This is a genomic window from Photobacterium sp. AWH4_225 (assembly GCF_056158405.1).
In genome coordinates this window covers 110,109-129,793 of sequence record NZ_JBSWTF010000004.1, presented here as the reverse complement: position 1 = coordinate 129,793, position 19,685 = coordinate 110,109, and the positions used below count along the sequence as shown (strand labels likewise).

The following is a 19,685-nucleotide window of genomic DNA, read 5'->3' as shown; positions in this document are numbered from 1 at the left end:
CTGCTTACTAACGACGGTTACCTTGGTAGCGGAATTTAATAAAGTTTTGTGCGTTACTCAGAATTTGGAATGCTGCTTTTAGGTTTCTGCGTTCAAAGTCTGACATGTTTTCCGGCTCGATACTGTTATCGGCTTCAATACCAGCTTCAATATCCAATGCTTGGTGACGGATACGCACCATGTAGATCAATTCCATGGCATCACGTAAATCCTGGCCACGCCCTTTAGGCAGAATACCGGCCTCGATGACATCATCCAATCGCTCAAATGAGTTCTGCGAACGCGAGCCTACAGCCAACGCATGGACACGGATCAAATCGGCCAGCGGGGCAGTACCACGACGTTTAAGGTTGATGGAGTTATTGTGCCTGCCATCTTTCTCCATTACGAAGTCTTTGAAGAAACCCAGTGGTGGAGTCCTGCTGATGGCGTTGCGTGCCAAACAGGCCAAGAAACGGTTATTTTTCCGTGCGCGGCGAACCACAAAGCTATTGAGTTGCTCAGCCCATTTTTCACGGCCGCAAACGCCAGACAAATCGAAGAAGATAGAGCTGTTAAGTAGAGCCTGCGGTTTAGGGTTATCAATCCACTCAGCAAAACACTCTTCCCATTGTGAGCGAGTTTTTCGCCATTCTGGGTTTGTTGCCATGATATCACCGGTACAATAGGTATAACCACATGCGGCCAAGCCATCACAGACAAACTTGGCGAACTTCTCAAAGTACTCACCGTGCAGTTTCTCGTCGTAACTGTCGTCGAGGATAAGTGCGTTGTCCTGATCGGTGACAATAAGTTGCTCATCCCTCGCCATTGAGCCCATTGCCATTAGACAAAATGGGATAGGGGCTGGCCCCAGTTCTTCTTGTGCCAATTCAGCCAACCGTTGTTTGAAGCTACGGCCTATAACTGAAAGGGCGCTGCCTATCATATGGGCGTTGGCATCTTCATTAACCATTCGCACGAAACAGTGTTTAACTTCTTCAGAAACAACCTGCAGCTCTTCAACGGTTTGCTGCTGGAAAATGGTACTTACCAGTAAAAGGCTGTTTTGGGATTCGTAACGGACTATGTCGGTTAAACCAATGATACCGATTGGGTTTTTGTTTCTTAAAACCGGAAGGTGGTGCACATTGTAGCGAAGCATGGTGAGCATGGCTTCGAAGACGTAGGCGTTGTAATCGAGCGAGATAAGCTCGGTGCTCATTACTTCGGATACTGGTGTTGAAGTATCCAAGCCTTTGGCAATAACACGGGAACAAAGATCGCGATCAGTAATGATACCAACCAGTGGATCATAATCGTCATCGTCACTGTCATCGTTGGGCTCAACAATCAGCATTGCCGAGATATTTTCTTCTGCCATAGTCATAGCTGCAGTTTGAATGCTTTCATCTCGACTTATAGTGACAGGGTCACGTGATAGTAGAGTGCGGACTTTCGAGGTGGTTAAGTCGTTTTCTTCTGCTTGGGTCGAAACGACATTACGTAGTCTCGCGCTATCTTCAAGCTCGACAAAATCAGCAAATGAATCAAACTCATCACATAACTTGTTGAAGATATCTTCAGGGATACAGTAAACCAAGGTATCTTCAATGGCGCGGGCAGGCATCCTGACCTTGTTGTTCATCAACAGCCCCATTTGACCGAACAGATCACCTTCATCAATGCGATTATATAGCTCTCCTTTACGGCGATAGATCTCGACGGCACCGCTACGGATCAGATAAAGATCATGAATTTGATCACCAAAATTCAGGATCATTGAGTCAGCTCGGTAATAGGCAACTTCGATATTGAGGGCAATTTCTTTCAAGGACTCTTCCGGGAGTACCTTAAAAGGAGGGTACTGGCTGATAAAGTTGAGAATTTCCAGCTGTTCGGCTTCCATTGTTTGTTCCGTAATGCTTATGGAGGATGGCTAATAGTATACCTAATTCAGCAAAGATTGCTTGTGCCAAGGCGTGCTGGTTCTCACTATATTACTGAAAAACAAAGGCTAGATGACCAGCTGGGTATATAGCTTGTGCAGTAGATGGTTCTGGTGCTTGCAGTCAAGCTTGTGCAGTATGCTTTTGATTTGGGACTTGGTGGTTTCTTTGGAAACACCGCGGAAATGGGTAATTTCGGTGCCATCGTATCCTTTAGATAAGAGCAGAATCACTTGCCGCTCTGCAGGGGTTAATTCATCGGGTAGTTGTATGCTGCCATGGTGAAGCGGGGTTGTTCCAAATTGGTCAATGAGTTTTTGAGTTGAAAGGTAGAACTGCGACCAGGGTATAAGTTCATCCATAAATTGCTGCAGTTGAGTTTGAGAGTAAGGCCCGAAAGGTGTGGAATAGCGATGGAATGTAAGCACTTGGACCTCGTGCATGCTTATATAGCTATAACCGCTAATGGAATATTTTACTGATAGGGTTGGGAGCATGACGTCCCGAAACCACTCATCATCAATTTGTTTAATAGGTAGCATGGACTGAAGAGGTACCATTTTGCCTTGAAAATGATGGGTAGAGTAATGCTGTAGATAAGCATCGTTGTCAGAATGGCGGTGATAGAAATCGAGTACGGAGTCTTCGATACCAAAATGGAAAATATGACCCGGTCCAAATTTTGGGGAAGGGCCAATAAACAGCACGCCGATATCAGCACCGACGGCATGGCTTATCTCAGCTAACACGGTGTTGATGTCAGAGGGAGACTGTGCGGCTTCGATTAATTTTCGTACCCAAATATTAGCTAAAGCCATATCAAACCTAATCCGTTAAGTCATATAATTATTTTTGACAATAAAGAAATTGAATACAAAAAAAAGCGTGCATCTTGTGATCCTTGTAGGTATATACCTAAAGTACTTGGTTATATGTTTACGGTTACGGCTCAAGGTTTAGCAACAAGCGAAGAAAGGAAAATATGCATATTACATACTGCTCTTATGAACAACATGCAGGCGAGATGCTAGACATCTTTAATGATGCCATTTTAAATACAACGGCATTATATGAGTACGAGCCTCGAACCATGGCCGTGATGGAGCAGTGGTTTGAATCAAAAACCCAGGGTGATTACCCCGTTATTGGTGCTTTTGATGATAATGGCCGATTGATGGGATTTGCATCATTTGGCAAATTCAGGGAGCAACCTGCTTTTCAGTTTACCGTTGAGCACAGCATTTATGTTTCAGGTGATTTCCGAGGCCAAGGGGTGGCAATGGAGTTGATGAAAACCATCATTGTCCTGGCTGCACGCCAAGGTTACCGTTCATTAATAGGTGCGATAGACTTAGAGAATATTGCGAGCTTACGTCTACACCAAAAATTTGGCTTTGAGGAGGCCGGTGTGATTAAGAGCGCTGGTTATAAATTCGAACGATGGTTAGATTTGGCATTTTATCAGCTGGCTCTCGATCTCTAAGTTCTTCAAAGTCTGTATGTCAACACGATGTCAAAAGCGACTAAAAAGTGATCACGCAGTCATGATGCGGCATTAAAATACTGTATTTTATTACAGTAATTGCCTTGTAATACGATATACTGGTTATTTATCCAGTTAACGAGACAATGGCAGTTATCAACGGATACTACAATTAGATTTGGCCTCAAAATGGCCTGAGTATAGGTTGTGTAACTGTCTTGTATATGTGATTACAGTGGCTAATTTCAACACACATCTTGGAACAGCCGCACTTACGAGTAGTTTGGCGGCTACAGCCCTGTTATCAGCGGGGCATATTGTACCAATCACTGCGCTATGGTTGATGCTTCTTGGCACAATCGGCGGTCTTCTGCCGGACATCGATTCAGACAATTCGACATCGATGAGTACCTTGTTCCGGTTTTTTGGTGGCTTGATCACCTTCAGTTTTGTCGGTCATATCTATCAACTGGTGTCGATGTTAGAGCTCATCGTGTATAGCGGTTTCTGCTATTTGACGATCCGGTACAACTTCAAATCGACATTGGAAAAAATAACGGTTCATCGCGGCTGTTGTCACTCATTGGCCTTTATTGCTGTCGCAGGGCTATTCACGGTGTGGCTCGTGTATTTATTGGGCTATAGCGATGTTACGGCCTGGCTATCAGGCTCTTTTCTGTGTTTTGGCGGGGTGGTGCATTTACTGCTCGATGAAATGTACAGCGTAGACTTGGCAAATCGTCGCCTTAAATTATCTTTTGGTTCTGCATTTAAGTTTTTCTCACCGAAAAATCCATTTATTAGTGCGTTTCAATGCTTATTGATAGCTATTTTATATCTGCACGGACCATCAATAGATAATACCTGGAAGCAGGTTACCAATTGGAATGAATTTCGTTTCAAGCCAGAGTGGCTTAACCGGGATGAAGTGATGCACTTCTTTGATGAAGTGATCACCTCAACACGAGAGGCGATGAGCCAAAGCTCTAAAGAGGGGTAGTGATAAAAGCGGTGTAATAACACCGCTTTCTTTTTTTAGTGAAAGGACGTTTATTTGACTCTGTGCGTCATAAATTTAACGGTGCAGGCGTATTGATAAAAATCAAAAAAAGAGTGCTAATTCATGATAAAGTTGCATTCTCATTACGTTTTATTTTTTATTTTTTCCCATGCTCATAAATATTAATAATATATCTGTCAGGAAGCAGGTGCTTGTTCCTGTTTTACTCATCTGCGCAATTATGGCGATTGCATTTGCTGTCGTGACAAAGGAATCCCGCTCTCAACGTGCGCAAACCAGTCAAACCACCTTCTCAGCGTTGCAGCAAAAAACCATTTCTCAACAGATACTTGAGAACAGTTTTTCTGCACGAGTGAATGCCATTTATGCTCTGTATGATCCATCTGCATTCAATAATTTAGATACTGCAGTTAAGCAAGGGTTTGATGCAAACAGGGGATTATTAGAACAACTCTCTCAGACTCCGGCATTAGTGCGTAACGTCAATACGGTGAAGGAGAAAATGGCAAATTATGAGCGCTTTTTAAATAGTGACCTAAAGCCATTTGTTGCTCGCAAAAATAGCATCGGCGTTACGATGCAAGAATCAGAAATGCTGGCAGCGAACTTCAGAACGGTAGGTGGCGAGTTGATTCAATCGATTGATGATTTAACCATTGCTATCGATCAGTATGTTGAACAAGAAATTGCAGCAGTAGAAGCGGAATACCGCCAAATGATGCAAAGTGTCATGCTTATTATGGCGGTGATGGTTATCAGTGGTTTAGTCATTGCTTGGGTAGTTTCTGGTCGAATGGTGAAACCTATTCTTGAAGTACGCGAAGTGCTAAAGCAGTTATCCTTAGGTAACCTGACTGGTCGCGTACATGTTTCAGGTTCTAATGAGATTGGTGAGCTTAGCCGGGATTTGAATAATACCCTAGAGAAGATGCAAGACACCATCGCTCACTTAAACCGCATTAGTGAAGAAGTTGCTGCTGCGTCAACTGAGCTTGCAGAAGTGATGAATAGCTCGCAGGCAAATGCTCAGCAGGAGATGGCAGAGATTGAACAAGTTGCCTCTGCGGTTAATGAATTATCAAGTACTGCTGATAACGTGAGTAGCAATGCTCAGGATGCAGATGCTTGTGCGAAGCAAAGCCAGAGAATGGTTGATGAAGGACGAAATGTCTTTACCCAAAGTGAACAGTCTAACCAGGTAACCTCGCAGAAGATGTCTGAAGCGGCCGATGTTGTGATGCACCTTCGAGAGCAGTCTGATCAAGTTAGCAAGGTCATTGAAGTTATCCAGGCCATTTCAGAGCAAACAAACCTACTTGCGCTGAATGCGGCGATTGAAGCGGCACGAGCAGGTGAGTCTGGTCGAGGCTTCGCAGTTGTAGCTGACGAAGTACGCATGTTGGCAGCACGGACCCAAGAGTCGACCCAAGAGATCCAGGCGATCATTGAAGATCTCCAGCGTCAGTCGGCCAATGCCAATGATGGTATGCAGCAGTCACTGCAAATGCTGAAAGAATCCGAAGAACTGACGGGGTTAGCTAATGAAGTATTTGAAGGTATTACCGATGCGATTACCTCTATCGGTGATATGAATACCGAAGTAGCTACAGCGGCTGAGCAACAGTCAATGGTGACGCAAGATATCAATAAGAACGTGGTGAATATGTCTGAACTTGTTAACCAAAACGTGGTTGGCATTAGTCAGAGTGCAAGTGCCAGTGAAGAGTTATCACAACTGGCAGAGCAACAGCGTAAGCAATTGGCGTTCTTTCGCTATTAACATGTGAGTTTCGTTTCTAATTTAAAAAAGGAAGCCTCGGCTTCCTTTTTTTGTACCTGGATATTTATTGAGCTATATCAAGCCATTTGAATAATTGCTGCTTCTAGACACTTTTATCCCCCGTGTGGGTGATGCGAGCAAAATTTATCCTGCATATAACCTCAGTAACAGCTCTTATTTCAATTCAAACAATCATAACGACGAGAGCTGTACTGTGTAGAGGATAGACAAGGAAGCGAGTATGAAACGGCACCCATTAGCTGTCGCAGTAGGGTTAGGCACCTTATTGACGCTAGCGGCTTGTAATGACGACAAAAATACCCATGTCGAGCAGCCAACACCTGAGCCTACAACATCCATGAGTGTTAAAGCGATAGATGGATATCTCCATAATGCGTTTGTTTGGTTGGACCTCGATAGAGATTACCAATTTGATGAAGGTATAGAGCCGAGTAAGTGGAGTGAGAAAGGGATTGCTACTTTAAATGTAGATGGTATCGACAGTCCGCAGTCATATCCCGTTGTGGTAAAGGCGGTAGAGAAAAAGACAATCGATCTTGATAACGACAAAACCACGGTGTCGAAGAGTTTCGTAATGTCGGCTCCCGGAGGTAGCGCTGTAGTGACACCTTTGACCACTATGGTTGATTTTAAAATGCGTCAAGAAGGGCTGACCCAAGATCAAGCCAAATCTGATGTGGCACAGATGTTTGGTGTAGATCCAACGCTTTTAGACAGTGATTATGAAGACACAGAGGCAGTTGGTTCTAGTGTTGCAATTAAGTTGGTCAAACAATCGGCTAAATCAATTGTAACCGCGGGTGTGTTGCCAGAATCTGAACAAGAGTTAGATGGGAATACTGTTGAAGGTATTGTTACTCAGGCCATAGAGGAAGGCAGTCAGGTCGGGGAAGCTTTGATAACAGACCGTGGTGAAGAACTTCCTGAAGATTATGATTTTGACCGTGTAGTTAGCGAAGAAAATAAAACCGTCGAGGCTGATACTGACCGTGACGGCGTCACAAACTCTGAAGATAAGTTCCCAAATGATGGTACTGAATGGGAAGATTTAGATGGTGATGACCATGGTGACAACCTCGCGGATAAGTTTCCCGGTAATAAGGATGAGTGGGAAGATAGTGACGGAGATGGATACGGTGATAACCTCGCAGACAAATTTCCTGACGATGATACAGAATGGGCTGACTTTGATTTAGATAAAATCGGAGATAACAGTGATCCCGATGATGATAATGACAAGGTTGATGACCATCTTGATGCCTTTCCTTTTGATAAAAATGAGTGGCTTGATACTGATGGCGACAAAATAGGGAATAATGCCGACCCTGATGATGACGGTGATGCGGTTTTGGATGAGGACGATGCTTTTCCTTTGGATAAAAACGAGTGGCTAGATAGCGATTCAGATGAGGTTGGCGATAATAGTGATGTATATCCCTATGATCCCGAGAAGTCAGTGGCGGATGTAGTCATACACAAGGTGTATACCTCGCCAATGTTCGTCGACATCCTGATGGATGTGAAAACTCTGGAAGTTGTTCACGATGTAACAGTTGAAACGTTGAACAATACTGACATTCGTAAGACAGAGACTCTTGCCTATACCGATTTCGATTCGGGAACTTTGTTCGGCGAATGGGAGAGTCATGCGATTTATAAAGAGGACGGGAGTTTTGAACGTCATAGCTTCGGTTATTACGATTACAATCTAGACGGTAATATCCAATATGAAAGCCAATGGCTAGATATCGGGACATATTCTGAAAGTCAGGAAAGCTTCTGGCGCTATATTGATGAGTCAGATGCGGCTTTAGAAGGTGGCAGCAATGGTGCTAACCGAATATTTGATGACATCGATTTAGCTTCTCACATTGCCCTTGAAAATCTCGACGGTATTGATGCTGTGCAATACCTGACGGTTTCTAGTGTTAGTCAGCAAGATGTCGTTACCACGACAACAGTACTAGAGCAGTATGACCTAGAAAGCTGGGTGTTTGGTGATAAAAATGGTGATCTTAACTACAGTACACAAGCGACCTCAACGGCTGGTAATGGGGTAGTGGTCGATTATCAAGATAAGCGTGATTGGCAAGCTAATGGGGTTATCAATACCTTTATTGGTTTCTCGGTGCTCAATGAACAGCAATATACCTTCAGCCACTTCCGGCCTATATGGGCTGCACCTGAACAGCCGTATTTTGAAGAATATGCCCAATATAGCTTTGTACCCGACAAAGCCGATATCTTAGGTAACTATTGGTATGAAGTAACAACTGAATACGATCTTGATGCTAACACTGAGGTTGTAAAAGGTTATCGTTACCTCTTATCAGGCAGTGAAGGAAAACTGGTAGACGAAGCTAATCCTTATGGGGTGATGTTTAACTCCTTCAGTTTGATAAAAACAGCGATAACGGAATCAGAATACAGTGAATCTGTAAGTTGGAATCACACGCCTGTCTCGGATGAGTATTTTGATTCTGCTGAAATCAATTTTACTGTTCAGCAGCCTGACGTTGGTCAAGACTACAAAGTCTTTATCAAGGGCGACAACGGCTTGTGGGTAGGTCATCGCTTTGCTGAATGGGGAAGCCTGCAAGTTACCGATTTAGCCGGCCAAGTAGAAACCTTGCGTAAGGGTGGTTACGGGTTGGATGAGATAGACGAAACACTTCTTCCTGGGCTGAGTAACTACAATGGCATGTTGTTAGATAAATCATTCCAGTATGACGCCTCAGGCGTTCCAAGGCAGTGGTATGTTGTGACGAGTAATGACCTGCTGACGCCAAATCAAGATGGGGAATATCAGCTTGTCTCGCTTCAGCTTGTCCACGATGGTATTCAACCAAACTGGCGTGTTGATGATACACAAAGCGGCACGCTGGTGATTTCAGTGCCTCATACAGATAACCCGTGGAATTGGTTCAATGCGTATTGGCGGGCAATGGTTAATGCCGATGAAATCGACTTGGTTTCAGGCGCATGGAAAAGCTGGCTGGGCGAGTTTTATCTTACCCAAGACGAAGCGGAAATGGCGATCACCCAGCACGGTCGGATCTGTAATATTGGTAATACCGAGTGGGATGCTGGTGGACCGATAGGCGAACCGCAATATAGTGATTATGCGGACATTCTTGAACAGTGTGTGTATGTATCAACCTCAGAAAATCAGGTAGCCGGGCAGTCATACTATTTGTTTAATGGTCAAGAGCTTCAGCAATGGCACTTTAATGAGCAAGGTATTGGTCAGGTCGTATTTGCTGATGGAAGCTCAGCAGACTTCACTTGGCTGGTAAACAGTGACGGTGTCATTGAAATCACCTATGGCTGGGGACCTGTTGATTATTTCGCGATAACAGGCAGCGATGATCAATATGTCGGGTTGAAAATATACAGCCAGTGGGACGATGTTGGCGAGCCCCGGTACAACATATGGGCGGCAAGGGTAACGACGTATCCACCAATGATTACCAGCTGCCCTGTAGACCAACAGGGAGCAAGTCTGGAAGATTTTTATCAGGCTATAGATACATGTGGTGGATACAATGCCATCGAGGATGATTTCAATAACACGCTGGCAGGGATGACCTATGTTCGAGTGAGAAGTGATGGCGATACACGTGCTTATCAGTTCCATGAAAACGGTCAATTTAACTGGATCCGGGCTGGGGATTGGCGTTCGGAAGAAGGAACGCATTGGGAAATTACCAACGAGGGCTTCCTGAAAATGGAATTTGACGAGAGTGATGCCGGTGAGTTCATGTTGTTAGCCCACCAGCAATTCTACGATAACCAAAGTAGCTTTGTTGTGTATGAGCAATATCGAGATGAAGGTGAGCTTCAGAGTGATATATGGAGCTTTGTTTTCCGTGAATATGAGCAAGGCCAAACACTTCCAATTTGTGAAAATGGCGATACCCCGTGGAACGATGAGGCCGATCAACCAGCCAGTTATGCGACAGAACCAGAGTATCAGGACGCGGTACAGCAATGCCTAGTATGGACAGATAATCGGATGTTGAAATTCACTGAAGATATGCTGATAGGCAAGAACGCTGATGAACAGACTATCTGGCGTATAACAACGGATGAAGATGGTGAAATGATCCGCTTTAGCCCAGACCATACCGGTGCATTCATTGACCCAGAAGATGGTGACTTCCCATTTAACTGGCAATTGCTTGATGGACAAGTGCATCTTACGATTACTCATCCGGCTTATACTGGCTCATCAGAGATACTAGCGATTACTGAGTCTGATGGTATTCAGTTTGTTATCAAGTCTTTCTGGATTGATACTTCCGGCGAATGGGGTAACCCACCGCCAGCAGAAGGTGAAGGAGAGATTTGGGGGTATATTTTAGAGTTGGAGAGTAAAGAGTAATTGAAATGGGAGCCACAAGGCTCCCATTTTAATAGAAACAAATATAAGCAGTTACTTCTTTAGGCAGTTAGCTCTTTAGGAGAAGGCTTAAAGATATTAATGACCGCCTTCACTGTGTAATAACCGCATAGCACAGTAAAGGAAATAGCACTTAGGGACTCACCAAATTGTACTGAGGCACCGATGATATTGAATATTTCGCCACCGAAGTCCTTAACATGATCTAAAGCCCATTTATATACCAGATACAATTTTGTGAGGGTAATAAAGACTAAGTAAGCTTTACCGTAAGGTGTAGTTAGAAAATACTTAATTTTACTCCAAAGACTTTTCACTTTACTTGCAACCTCGTTGTTTATCGGACGAGGTGAAGTGTAGGAAAATTCATCCAAAACAATTTATCAATTCGCGCCAGTGATTATCGAAAAGTGTAATGATGAATTATTAGTCGTATTTGCTTTTATTTTATATGATTGATTTTATTTGACTATTTCTCATTGGGTATGATTGTTTTTTCGTAAGAGATAACCTGGTCTTTGCCATGACGTTTGGCGTATGCCAATGCGAGGTCTGCTTGGTGTAATACAGTTGCGGGTGAAGCCGCGGCGTCCAAAAGGGTATTAACACCAATACTGATAGTGAAGTTGATATCACCCTCTGGAATGAGGACATCTAATTTACTGACTCGCCAACGTAAGCGTTCAGCTAACAGGAGGGCAAATTGGTGTGACGTGTGAGGAAGAAGAATGACAAACTCTTCGCCGCCCCAGCGACCAATAAAGTCAGCCTGTCGGATACTTGATTTGCAGCATTGTGAAAATAGGCGTATGACCTCATCACCGGCTTGATGGCCATAGGTATCGTTGATCAGCTTGAAGTCGTCGATATCAATATACAGACATGAGATTGGATAGTTGAACTTCTGAGCTTTCGCTAATTCGCTGCTCAGTATGGACTCAAATCGATTGCGGTTAGTGAGTCCTGAGAGGGAGTCAATTGATGCTTGCTGTTCAAGCTGATAAAAGTCGTTGTATTTTTCGGTGATATCGATGATTGCCAATTGAATCGCCATTTCACCTTTCCACTGCACAATGGATTCAGCAGCCAAAACGTGGGCTACTTTGCCAGAAGGTTTAGTGACTTTGAAAGTTTGTACCCGAGGTCGCGCTGAGCCCGCCATCAAACGGTGATAATGTGCTAAGGCTAGCTCTGGGTTGATATCGACGATTAAGCTCAGCAGGTTAGGCAGAGACATGTTGTCAGGCACTTCACCTATACCAATGATGTTGCATAGGTTCTCATCGACATAGAGGATTTTGAATTCGTCATGGATCAATATGCCGAAATCAGAGGCAAAGGTGTTATCAGGGTCAAGATGGATCTGAGGAAATTCAATCATCTAAGTTACTACTACCGTATACATCCATGGTAAGACCTAAATGGGTCAATAACTGCTTTGATAAAAGCATCAATAAAAACAATATGTGACACTGATTCCAATATTTCAAGCTAAATTGCATTTTATAAGCAAGTTAATTCAGATAATCAGAGCTTTATCATCATTTTTGCAATGATAATGTTCGTAAATGCAAAAATGTGCTTAATGGCGCGAATTGATAAGAACCTTCAGCTGTAAAACCTACAATGCTGGCATTGAAAGTTATTAACTAATTGTATGAATACAATGAGGTTGTAATGAGCCAGCAAAGTAAAGAAACAGCAGAACTAACAAAAACAGAGCTTCAGAGCCAGAGTCAAGGAGTAGAGCAAGGGGCTGATACCGAAACCCAGAAAAAGAGTGATGATGGTGATCGTGATCCACGACGGGCTACATTCATGACACTGCTATTGTGTGCGGGACTCTTTATATTCTATCTCGTCACCGACAGGGTTATCCCTACCACGGATATGGCAAGGGTGAGAGCCAACGTAGTTCCTTTGGCTCCCTTGGTGAGCGGTCCGGTAACCAAAGTACATGTCGAGCCCAATGATGTAGTGGAAGCCGGTCAGCCTCTTATTGAGCTTGACCGAACAGACTATATGATTGCCCTTAAGCAGGCGGAAGAGGACCTTGAAAAGGCAGGCAAGGAAGTTGGGGTTCAAACGGCATCAGTTGAATCAGCTCAAGCTCAGTTAAGTGATGCGATAGCCAATCAGCAAAACGTGCGTCGCCAGGCAGACCGTGTGTTTGCCATGGTGAAGAAGGGCATTGTCACCCAAGCGGATGCGGATAAAACCCATGCTGCATTGGCGCAGGCAAGCGCTCGTGTCGATCAAGCCAGAGCTTCTGTCGATCAGGCAAAGAAGCAGCTTGGTGAAAAAGGTAGCGAAAATACAGAAATCCAAGCGGCGATTTTGGCCCTTCAAAAAGCGCAGTTGGATTTGGAACGCACTGTGATTCGAGCACCTTCTGCTGGTGCTGTAACGAACTTCAGGCTGGACGAGGGTATCTTTGCCAACAAAGGCCAGCCACTGATGACATTTGTATCCGGTGACGAGAGTTGGGTTGAAGCTTATTACCGTGAAAATAGCCTGGGTAATGTCAAACCCGGCGATAAGGTAGAAATTGCATTGGATAATGTCCCTGGTGAAGTCTTTGCCGGTGAAGTAACCAGTATTGATTACGGTGTTGATTGGGGGCAGACACAGCAAATAGGCCAGTTAGCGACTGTGACCAACCAGTCTGGCTGGTTGCGTCAGACCCAGCGTTTTCCGGTCATGATTCGCTTTGATGAAGACATGCCAAAGGGCAGCCTGAGGGTCGGCGGTCAAGCTGACATCATGATGTATACCGATGAAAGCTCATTAATGAATGTATTTGGTAAAGTCTGGATCCGAGTGATCACTTGGTTCTCGTATATCCGTTAATTTCGTTGAGGCAAAGAAATGCGTACAGAGCAAAGTCTGAATATCCTGCGATATGTGACTGGCGTGATGTTGTCATTGATACTGGCGTATAGCCTGAACTGGACACTGGCATATGTGATGCCAGTGTTTGTAGCCAAGTTATTGGTTGATAAACCGGTTGCCACTAAACAAGTCATGACAGAGTTAGGTTTGTCTATGGTGGCCACGGTGCTGATTGCCTTGACGGTAATAAACGGGCTGGCTCAATATCCGATTATCCTGTTGGCCTTCGTCGGTATTATGATGCTGTGGGCTTATTATTTGTTCCAAGATCAAAACTGGAACTTCTTCGCGACCATGCTGATGATATCAGCACTACTGTTGCCGTACTTGGGGCTGATGCAACCCGTTATTGCTCTTGAGGTGGGCAAAGCCTTGATGCTGGCAGGGGGCGGAGCTGTGGCATTCTATGGACTGATGCATTGGGTATTTCCAGCCAAACTAAGTGCTTGTCCTGTGGTTCAAATAAAATCTTCAGAGCAAATGCGTCAAGAGCAGCAAATGAAGATGAAGGAATCCTACAAAGCGTTGTTGATTAGTTTTCCGGTTATAGCCTTTTGTTATTTCTACCAAACAACGGGCGCTATTTTGACAATGATCTTTATTGGTATTTTGTCACTACAGCTAACAGCCCCTAAAAGTGTCAAGCTTAGCGTGTTTCTGTTAATGACCAATATTGTCGGTGGATTACTGGCAATTATTGCCTACGAACTACTAGTTACCGTACCTTGGTTTCCGTTCTTGGTAGCAATGATGGCATTTTTTACGTTGAGCTTTGCCAACAAAATTTTCACTCAGCCAGAAAAGGCGCCGATTTATGCGGGTATTTTCTCTGCGCTAATGGTTATCTTCGGTGCTGTTGTGGCGAGTGATAGCAAGTTGATTGATGTGAATTTTTATACCCGAATATGGCAGTTAGTCCTGTTGAGCATTTATATGATCAGTGTGTCTATATTGATTGAAAAGTGGCAATCAACGAGCAGTGAAGGTGATGATAGAGAGACACCGGTGGTGCCAGCTTAAGCGACAAATTGCTTTCGGTAATCTTTGGGAGGAAAGCCCGTTAGCTTCCTAAAAGCTCGTGAAAAATGTGCAATATCGGCATATCCCAACTCAACGGCTATGTCGGTCAACGAATAGTCCTTATTTTCCATTAGTCGACAAGCTGTTGCCAGCATAATGCTATCCCTGATGCGCTTAAAACTGGTGTGCTCTTCAGATAGTCTTCGCTGGAGCGTTCTTGGTGTTGTGCCTAACAGTTTTGCCGCTTCAGAAATAGTCATAGACTGCTTACAAAGATATGGCGCAAGAGCGTGGTAGATAGACTCGATATAGGTGATTTCTTTCGGATTTTCGCCTGAAGGCCTGGAGACTACAAATTTAGCTGATGAGCGGTAGGGTAACTCAAGAATATCTTTGCTTAATGCAACAGCACCTAGCTTTCGCTTGGTATAATAATGCGTTGCTTTCGATTTCAGGATGAGCGCGAGTTTGTCAGCACCATCAGATTGCATGGCGATATAGCTTGGGGCCCAATCTTGCTTGCTGGCATAGCGAATAAACTCAATAATGAACAGAATTGCAAAGATTTCAGACCAAGTATAGCCATCAGTTTCTTCTACTGGCTTAAAGCGGCATAGCCATGGTGTATCGTTAAAAATTTCAATACTTATCTGGGCTGTAGGAGATTCATGCAATACTGCCATTTTCATTTGTTCAATTGCGTCGCCAATAGTATCAGGGTCATCCAAGTGCTCTAACAGCTTGGGAATGAAGTATTCGCGAATAGAAGTCACTAATAACTCGCCATAGAATTCAGGATCGGCACGTTCGGCCATCATTCCTAGCAGGTTTCTTATCGGTGCCTCTGGTAAGTATTCGTGGTGGTGTTGCAATATATCGTCGGGGATACCTGCTGCACTTAGCAATGGATAGATGTCGTTTTCAAAATGCTTAATTAAAGCAATGATCGTACTGGCATTAACTGTTTTGATAAGTGGTACCAATTGACCTTGCTGCATCTGAATTTCTATCCATATTGATTATTTAGTTAATTATAATGCTTTTTGATCACTACCAATAATCAATTTTTTCAGTTTGGTCAGTATGAGTATTTTTTGTGTAATTCACCGTAAGCGACTTAAATTGTTGAATGAAATTTCAAATATGGAATACGTAAGTATCTTTGTTAATGGCAACAGCGAGGTGATACATTGTGTTGATTAATGTATCACCGTTTTAGTGTGTAAAGTATTAACTGGTGTCGCCAATACTCTCTATAAAATTGCTTTGCTCGAAAAGGATTTGTGCTTGTTCCAACTCACTCATTAATATCTTGATATCATTTTGGTTGCCTAACCTGATTGCTTCACGCACTTTATCCCGACAACGAATTAGCTCTTTTCTTGCTGAGTCTTTAGCAAAAAGCTCACGCAAACTGTCCGCTTGATCCATAATTCAACCTCATATAACAACTCGTAAAGATCAGTACGTCTGCGGATACCTGTACTATAACGCCAAAATGTAAAAACTATCACGCCAATATGAAAAAGATAGCATATGTGGTTGATGCTGGTGGTTTTTTGCTGTGATGCTGTTCACGCTTCTGTTGTTGTTAATACTGCAGCAGAATATTCATTTATGTTATTTATATGAATGTTTTCGGTATGTTTGCTTCGTGTCTGTAAGTTGTTTTGAATATGTAAGGAAGGATGAGTGGCTAAAATAACTTTTGAAGTGAATGTCGAATGGACTAAGAGCGATCAAGAGGTTTTTGTCGGTAATAAGTTTAACAGAGCGCACTGGTGGCAGTTTGATGGAGGCGTGAGCGTGCCAGCGACAGCTTCTCAGCACATCGTTCCAGTTCCATATTCAAAGCCAGAGAATGTAGATCCAGAAGAAGCTTTTATTGCCGCACTTTCAAGTTGCCATATGATGGCTTTTCTTACTGTAGCTTCAAAGAAAAAGTATGTTGTGGAGAGCTATGTCGATCAGGCGTATGGTGCTTTGGAGCAAGGTGAGGATGGTAAGTTTGCAATGACCGAAGTGACACTTCGACCTAACATCTGCTTTTCTGGGGCACGGCAACCTTCAAAAGATGTACTGAAGAAGATGCACTATGTCGCGCATGAAAACTGCTTTATTGCTAACTCGGTAAAAACACGGATTAATATCGAGGTTTGATTGAGGCTTCTTTCGGAGATAAGAATGCCGCCTTTGGTTGATAGCGGCATCATTAAGAAGTTACGTATCAGTGAAGTGGTTTCTTTGGACCGTTACGAACAAGATCCTTACCATTTTCATAAACTTCATCAGTGACCCAGCGGCCCATCAGTAGTTGGTGGTTATCATCAAGGACAGCGACAAAGTGGCGGCCATCGGCATTGTTGGTTGCTAGGGCAATGCCAGCGACATTGGTTAGACCCAAACCACCGTTTTCAACTGAAATAAGGAATGCTTCTAGTTCATCCAATGTGGTGATAACGTCATTTTCATTAATCATAATATTGTCTTGATTGAAAGTTTGTGGATGCATTTTACAGAGGATAGAGGAGAAATTGAAATTAGGTTGAGTTAGTTGCTTATTTTTAATTCGACTTGAAATCAATCACAAAGCTTTCATAACGACGGCCTTGCTGCATTGCTCAAATCCTGTACATTATTTCCTATCAAGTTATGCAATGAATGTATTCAATCACAGGTTGCTATAACTTAAATCAGTTTCGGACATTTAGGGAAGGAGCACCGAAAAAATGGATAAGAAAACGTATGCGGTGATAGGTTCTGGTGCTATTGGTGGATATTACGGAGCTAGGCTTCATCACAGTGGTCACAATGTGCATTTCCTTTTCAATTCTGATTTCCAGTTTGTTTGCGAAAACGGCCTGAAAGTCGACTCGCATTATGGTGATTTTTCAATATTAGCCGATCAGCTTAATGCTTATCATTCGAGCCAAACTATGCCGAAAGTCGATGTTGTGCTCGTTGCTTTGAAAACGACGCAAAACGACCTTTTAGAAGCTCTGATAAGCCCACTACTCAAGCCGAAAACACTGGTTGTGCTACTGCAGAATGGAATAGGTGCTGAGCAGGAGCTTTCAGAAAGGCTTGGGCTGGAACATATTGCTGGTGGTTTATGTTTTATTTGTTCCAACAAAGTAGGCCCTGGCCATATCAATCACATCGACTATGGACGTCTGACCCTTGGAGTATATGGTGAGTCTGGCTTGTTAGCTCTTAATGATGTCGCGAATGATTTTAGAGAAAGTGACGTTGAAGTCGATGTTGAAGGCAGCATTATGGATGCTCGTTGGAAAAAGCTACTCTGGAATGTGCCATTTAATGGTCTATCCGCAGTATTAGATACCGATACCGCTCAGATGATGAGCTGTCCAGAAATGGCGAAGTTAGCACAAGCGATAATGCTTGAAGTAAGGCAAGCTGCACAGGCTACAGGATCCGAACTTGAAATGTCTCTAATCGACACTATGTTGACTAATACGGCAAAGATGAAGCCTTATCTGACAAGTATGCTGTTAGACAAACGCAATAACCGCGAAATGGAGCTGCAGTATATGTACAAGAATGTCTTGGATATGGCGGCAGAGCATGGTGTGGCAATGCCAAAAACGGAAGCCCTTTACCAGCAACTGTCCTTTATAAACCGCCTAGACGTTAGGTATATAGACGTTAGGTAGAAAATTGATTTATATGTTGTGCAGTGGGTAAGTGTCTTGTCTGACTATAAAAACACGTTGTGGGCTGGTAGACTGCGCATCCAATTTTCTACTGTGATAGTTAATAACCATGACTTTTGCTTCACTGCAGCTAAATAAGTCGGTATTGGATGCACTGCCAAGCCAGCTTACCAAACCAACAGACATTCAGCGCCTTGCGATCCCTACCATCATAAAGGGAAGCGATTTGTTGGCACTAGCACAAACCGGAAGCGGTAAAACCTATGCTTTCGGCCTGCCTATGTTGCAGCGAGTGAATACCGAGCTCAAGCAGGTTCAGGGTTTAGTCTTGGTGCCAACCCGTGAGCTTGCCTCCCAGGTGACTGACTCACTGAAAGAGGTTGGCGTTAAGTTGGGTATACAGGTAGCCATGCTCTGCGGTGGTGTAACTCCTGAGACCCAACAAGCAGAGATAAAGCAGGGGGCGCAGGTAGTTGTTGCGACGCCAGGCCGTTTGTTGGATTTTCTTAACAAAGGGCTGATTTCGCTTAAATCCCTATCACAGTTTGCCCTTGATGAAGCCGACCGCTTATTGGAAATGGGCTTTTGGCCTGATGTCCAGAAGATCTTCTCTTTCGCTCCGGCTGCGAGACAGACCTTACTTTTTTCAGCAACTTTGCCTGAATCTCTAGAGAAAGCTGCATTGGGTTTAATGTACAAACCTGAGCGTGTTACGGCCAATACGCAAAATAGTGTCGTTGAAGACATTCATGAGCAGCTTTACTTGGTCAATAAAGGTAGCAAGCCTCAAGCTTTGATTGCCTTGTTGAAGCAAAATAACTGGCCGCAAGTATTGGTTTTTGTTGGAGAAAAGAAAGCTGCCGATAATCTAACCAAACGCCTGTTAAAAGCGGGTATCAGTGTGGACGCGCTGCATGGTGATAAAGAGCAGTCCACGCGTGATCAGACCTTGGCTGACTTTAAAGCACAAAAAACGCAGGTGCTAATCACCACTGATTTGCTATCGCGAGGCATCCATGTTGATGCGCTGCCAGTCGTGATCAACGCTGATCTTCCTGAAAACGCCGCAGTGTATGTTCATCGAGTAGGACGAACAGCTCGTGCTGGTAATAATGGCCTGGCCATCTCCTTGGTATGTCATGGTGAAACGTTAGCTCTGAATGCTATCCGACAGCTTACGGGGAGGCCGATGGAAACGACAGAGCTTGAAGGTTTCCCTGTAACGGATAAACCTGCAGATCTGACATCGAACACAGAACGTAAGCGGCCACCACGTGATAAAAAAGCTAACCGCCGTAGCCAGGCTAAGCGTAGTATTAAGCAGTTTAAACCAAAAAGAAAAACGAGCTGATTTTCTTATCAGCTAAAGTTAGAGAGCAACGATGGTTGCTCTTTTTTTGGTAATTAGGTTTGACATTGAATCTTTTGGTGTTTAGTATCTGCGCCTAATTTTTAGGCACGTAT

Annotated in this window: 15 protein-coding genes; 9 read left to right on the top strand and 6 right to left on the bottom strand. The window is 43.7% G+C overall.

Annotated features, from left to right (window positions below; translation table 11 throughout):
- Positions 1-7 precede the first annotated feature (7 nt).
- Together ACXAD4_RS17955 and ACXAD4_RS17950 are read right to left on the bottom strand one after the other, a co-directional pair.
- Positions 8-1,888 carry a DUF294 nucleotidyltransferase-like domain-containing protein gene (locus ACXAD4_RS17955; RefSeq protein ID WP_475243162.1) on the bottom strand — a complete coding sequence of 627 codons (1,881 nt, stop codon included), beginning with the start codon at positions 1,886-1,888 and terminating at the stop codon, positions 8-10.
- A gap of 108 nt (positions 1,889-1,996) precedes the next feature.
- A complete protein-coding gene (locus ACXAD4_RS17950; RefSeq protein WP_475243161.1) occupies positions 1,997-2,746 on the bottom strand; it encodes a helix-turn-helix transcriptional regulator in 750 nt (249 codons plus the stop codon).
- 164 nt (positions 2,747-2,910) lie between these two features.
- Between ACXAD4_RS17950 and ACXAD4_RS17945 the strand changes: the two genes are divergently transcribed.
- The 4 genes from ACXAD4_RS17945 (at position 2,911) to ACXAD4_RS17930 (ending at position 10,617) form a co-directional block, all read left to right on the top strand.
- Complete coding sequence (locus ACXAD4_RS17945) at positions 2,911-3,411, top strand: N-acetyltransferase family protein (RefSeq protein WP_475243160.1); 501 nt, start codon at positions 2,911-2,913, stop codon at positions 3,409-3,411.
- A 235-nt stretch (positions 3,412-3,646) separates the two neighbouring features.
- Positions 3,647-4,411 carry a metal-dependent hydrolase gene (locus ACXAD4_RS17940; protein ID WP_475243159.1) on the top strand — a complete coding sequence of 255 codons (765 nt, stop codon included), beginning with the start codon at positions 3,647-3,649 and terminating at the stop codon, positions 4,409-4,411.
- Between the two features lie 208 nt (positions 4,412-4,619).
- Positions 4,620-6,212 carry a methyl-accepting chemotaxis protein gene (locus ACXAD4_RS17935; protein WP_475243157.1) on the top strand — a complete coding sequence of 531 codons (1,593 nt, stop codon included), beginning with the start codon at positions 4,620-4,622 and terminating at the stop codon, positions 6,210-6,212.
- Between the two features lie 241 nt (positions 6,213-6,453).
- Positions 6,454-10,617, top strand: coding sequence for a hypothetical protein (locus tag ACXAD4_RS17930; protein ID WP_475243156.1), 4,164 nt, complete (start codon positions 6,454-6,456; stop codon positions 10,615-10,617).
- 487 nt (positions 10,618-11,104) lie between these two features.
- Here the strand turns inward: ACXAD4_RS17930 and ACXAD4_RS17925 are convergent, their stop codons facing one another.
- A complete protein-coding gene (locus ACXAD4_RS17925) occupies positions 11,105-12,016 on the bottom strand; it encodes a GGDEF domain-containing protein (RefSeq protein WP_475243154.1) in 912 nt (303 codons plus the stop codon).
- 296 nt (positions 12,017-12,312) lie between these two features.
- On the opposite strand from ACXAD4_RS17925, the gene ACXAD4_RS17920 reads away from it, so the two are divergent.
- Together ACXAD4_RS17920 and ACXAD4_RS17915 are read left to right on the top strand one after the other, a co-directional pair.
- Positions 12,313-13,485: an HlyD family secretion protein gene (locus ACXAD4_RS17920; protein ID WP_475243153.1), complete on the top strand. Its 1,173-nt coding sequence runs from the start codon at positions 12,313-12,315 to the stop codon at positions 13,483-13,485.
- 18 nt (positions 13,486-13,503) lie between these two features.
- A complete protein-coding gene (locus ACXAD4_RS17915) occupies positions 13,504-14,547 on the top strand; it encodes a DUF2955 domain-containing protein (protein WP_475243152.1) in 1,044 nt (347 codons plus the stop codon).
- Here the strand turns inward: ACXAD4_RS17915 and ACXAD4_RS17910 are convergent.
- Both ACXAD4_RS17910 and ACXAD4_RS17905 read right to left on the bottom strand, forming a co-directional pair.
- Positions 14,544-15,545: a helix-turn-helix domain-containing protein gene (locus ACXAD4_RS17910; protein ID WP_475243151.1), complete on the bottom strand. Its 1,002-nt coding sequence runs from the start codon at positions 15,543-15,545 to the stop codon at positions 14,544-14,546. The two genes, ACXAD4_RS17915 and ACXAD4_RS17910, sit on opposite strands and share 4 nt — an antisense overlap.
- A 232-nt stretch (positions 15,546-15,777) precedes the next feature.
- The gene (locus ACXAD4_RS17905; RefSeq protein WP_475243150.1) at positions 15,778-15,978 is read right to left on the bottom strand and encodes a hypothetical protein; all 201 of its coding nucleotides are present in this window, start codon (positions 15,976-15,978) and stop codon (positions 15,778-15,780) included.
- 270 nt (positions 15,979-16,248) lie between these two features.
- Between ACXAD4_RS17905 and ACXAD4_RS17900 the strand changes: the two genes are divergently transcribed.
- Positions 16,249-16,707 (top strand): OsmC family protein, encoded by a 459-nt coding sequence (locus ACXAD4_RS17900; protein WP_475245577.1) that lies wholly within the window; start codon positions 16,249-16,251, stop codon positions 16,705-16,707.
- Between the two features lie 67 nt (positions 16,708-16,774).
- On the opposite strand, the gene ACXAD4_RS17895 is transcribed toward ACXAD4_RS17900, so the two are convergent.
- Entirely contained in the window at positions 16,775-17,026 is a 252-nt protein-coding gene (locus ACXAD4_RS17895) for a hypothetical protein (RefSeq protein WP_475243148.1), read from the bottom strand.
- Between the two features lie 250 nt (positions 17,027-17,276).
- Between ACXAD4_RS17895 and ACXAD4_RS17890 the strand changes: the two genes are divergently transcribed.
- The gene (locus ACXAD4_RS17890) at positions 17,277-18,221 is read left to right on the top strand and encodes a putative 2-dehydropantoate 2-reductase (protein ID WP_475243147.1); all 945 of its coding nucleotides are present in this window, start codon (positions 17,277-17,279) and stop codon (positions 18,219-18,221) included.
- Between the two features lie 109 nt (positions 18,222-18,330).
- Positions 18,331-19,572 carry a DEAD/DEAH box helicase gene (locus ACXAD4_RS17885; protein ID WP_475243146.1) on the top strand — a complete coding sequence of 414 codons (1,242 nt, stop codon included), beginning with the start codon at positions 18,331-18,333 and terminating at the stop codon, positions 19,570-19,572.
- The last annotated feature ends 113 nt before the right edge of the window (positions 19,573-19,685 follow it).

Excerpts from the sequence above, each read along its gene's own strand:
- ACXAD4_RS17925 (WP_475243154.1), bottom strand. The coding sequence starts at position 12,016 with ATGATTGAATTTCCTCAGATCCATCTTGACCCTGATAACACCTTTGCC.
- ACXAD4_RS17905 (WP_475243150.1), bottom strand. The coding sequence starts at position 15,978 with ATGGATCAAGCGGACAGTTTGCGTGAGCTTTTTGCTAAAGACTCAGCA.
- ACXAD4_RS17890 (WP_475243147.1), top strand. The coding sequence starts at position 17,277 with ATGGATAAGAAAACGTATGCGGTGATAGGTTCTGGTGCTATTGGTGGA.
- ACXAD4_RS17915 (WP_475243152.1), top strand. The coding sequence starts at position 13,504 with ATGCGTACAGAGCAAAGTCTGAATATCCTGCGATATGTGACTGGCGTG.
- ACXAD4_RS17895 (WP_475243148.1), bottom strand. The coding sequence starts at position 17,026 with ATGATTAATGAAAATGACGTTATCACCACATTGGATGAACTAGAAGCA.
- ACXAD4_RS17920 (WP_475243153.1), top strand. The coding sequence starts at position 12,313 with ATGAGCCAGCAAAGTAAAGAAACAGCAGAACTAACAAAAACAGAGCTT.
- ACXAD4_RS17950 (WP_475243161.1), bottom strand. The coding sequence starts at position 2,746 with ATGGCTTTAGCTAATATTTGGGTACGAAAATTAATCGAAGCCGCACAG.
- ACXAD4_RS17955 (WP_475243162.1), bottom strand. The coding sequence starts at position 1,888 with ATGGAAGCCGAACAGCTGGAAATTCTCAACTTTATCAGCCAGTACCCT.
- ACXAD4_RS17910 (WP_475243151.1), bottom strand. The coding sequence starts at position 15,545 with ATGCAGCAAGGTCAATTGGTACCACTTATCAAAACAGTTAATGCCAGT.
- ACXAD4_RS17930 (WP_475243156.1), top strand. The coding sequence starts at position 6,454 with ATGAAACGGCACCCATTAGCTGTCGCAGTAGGGTTAGGCACCTTATTG.
- ACXAD4_RS17885 (WP_475243146.1), top strand. The coding sequence starts at position 18,331 with ATGACTTTTGCTTCACTGCAGCTAAATAAGTCGGTATTGGATGCACTG.
- ACXAD4_RS17945 (WP_475243160.1), top strand. The coding sequence starts at position 2,911 with ATGCATATTACATACTGCTCTTATGAACAACATGCAGGCGAGATGCTA.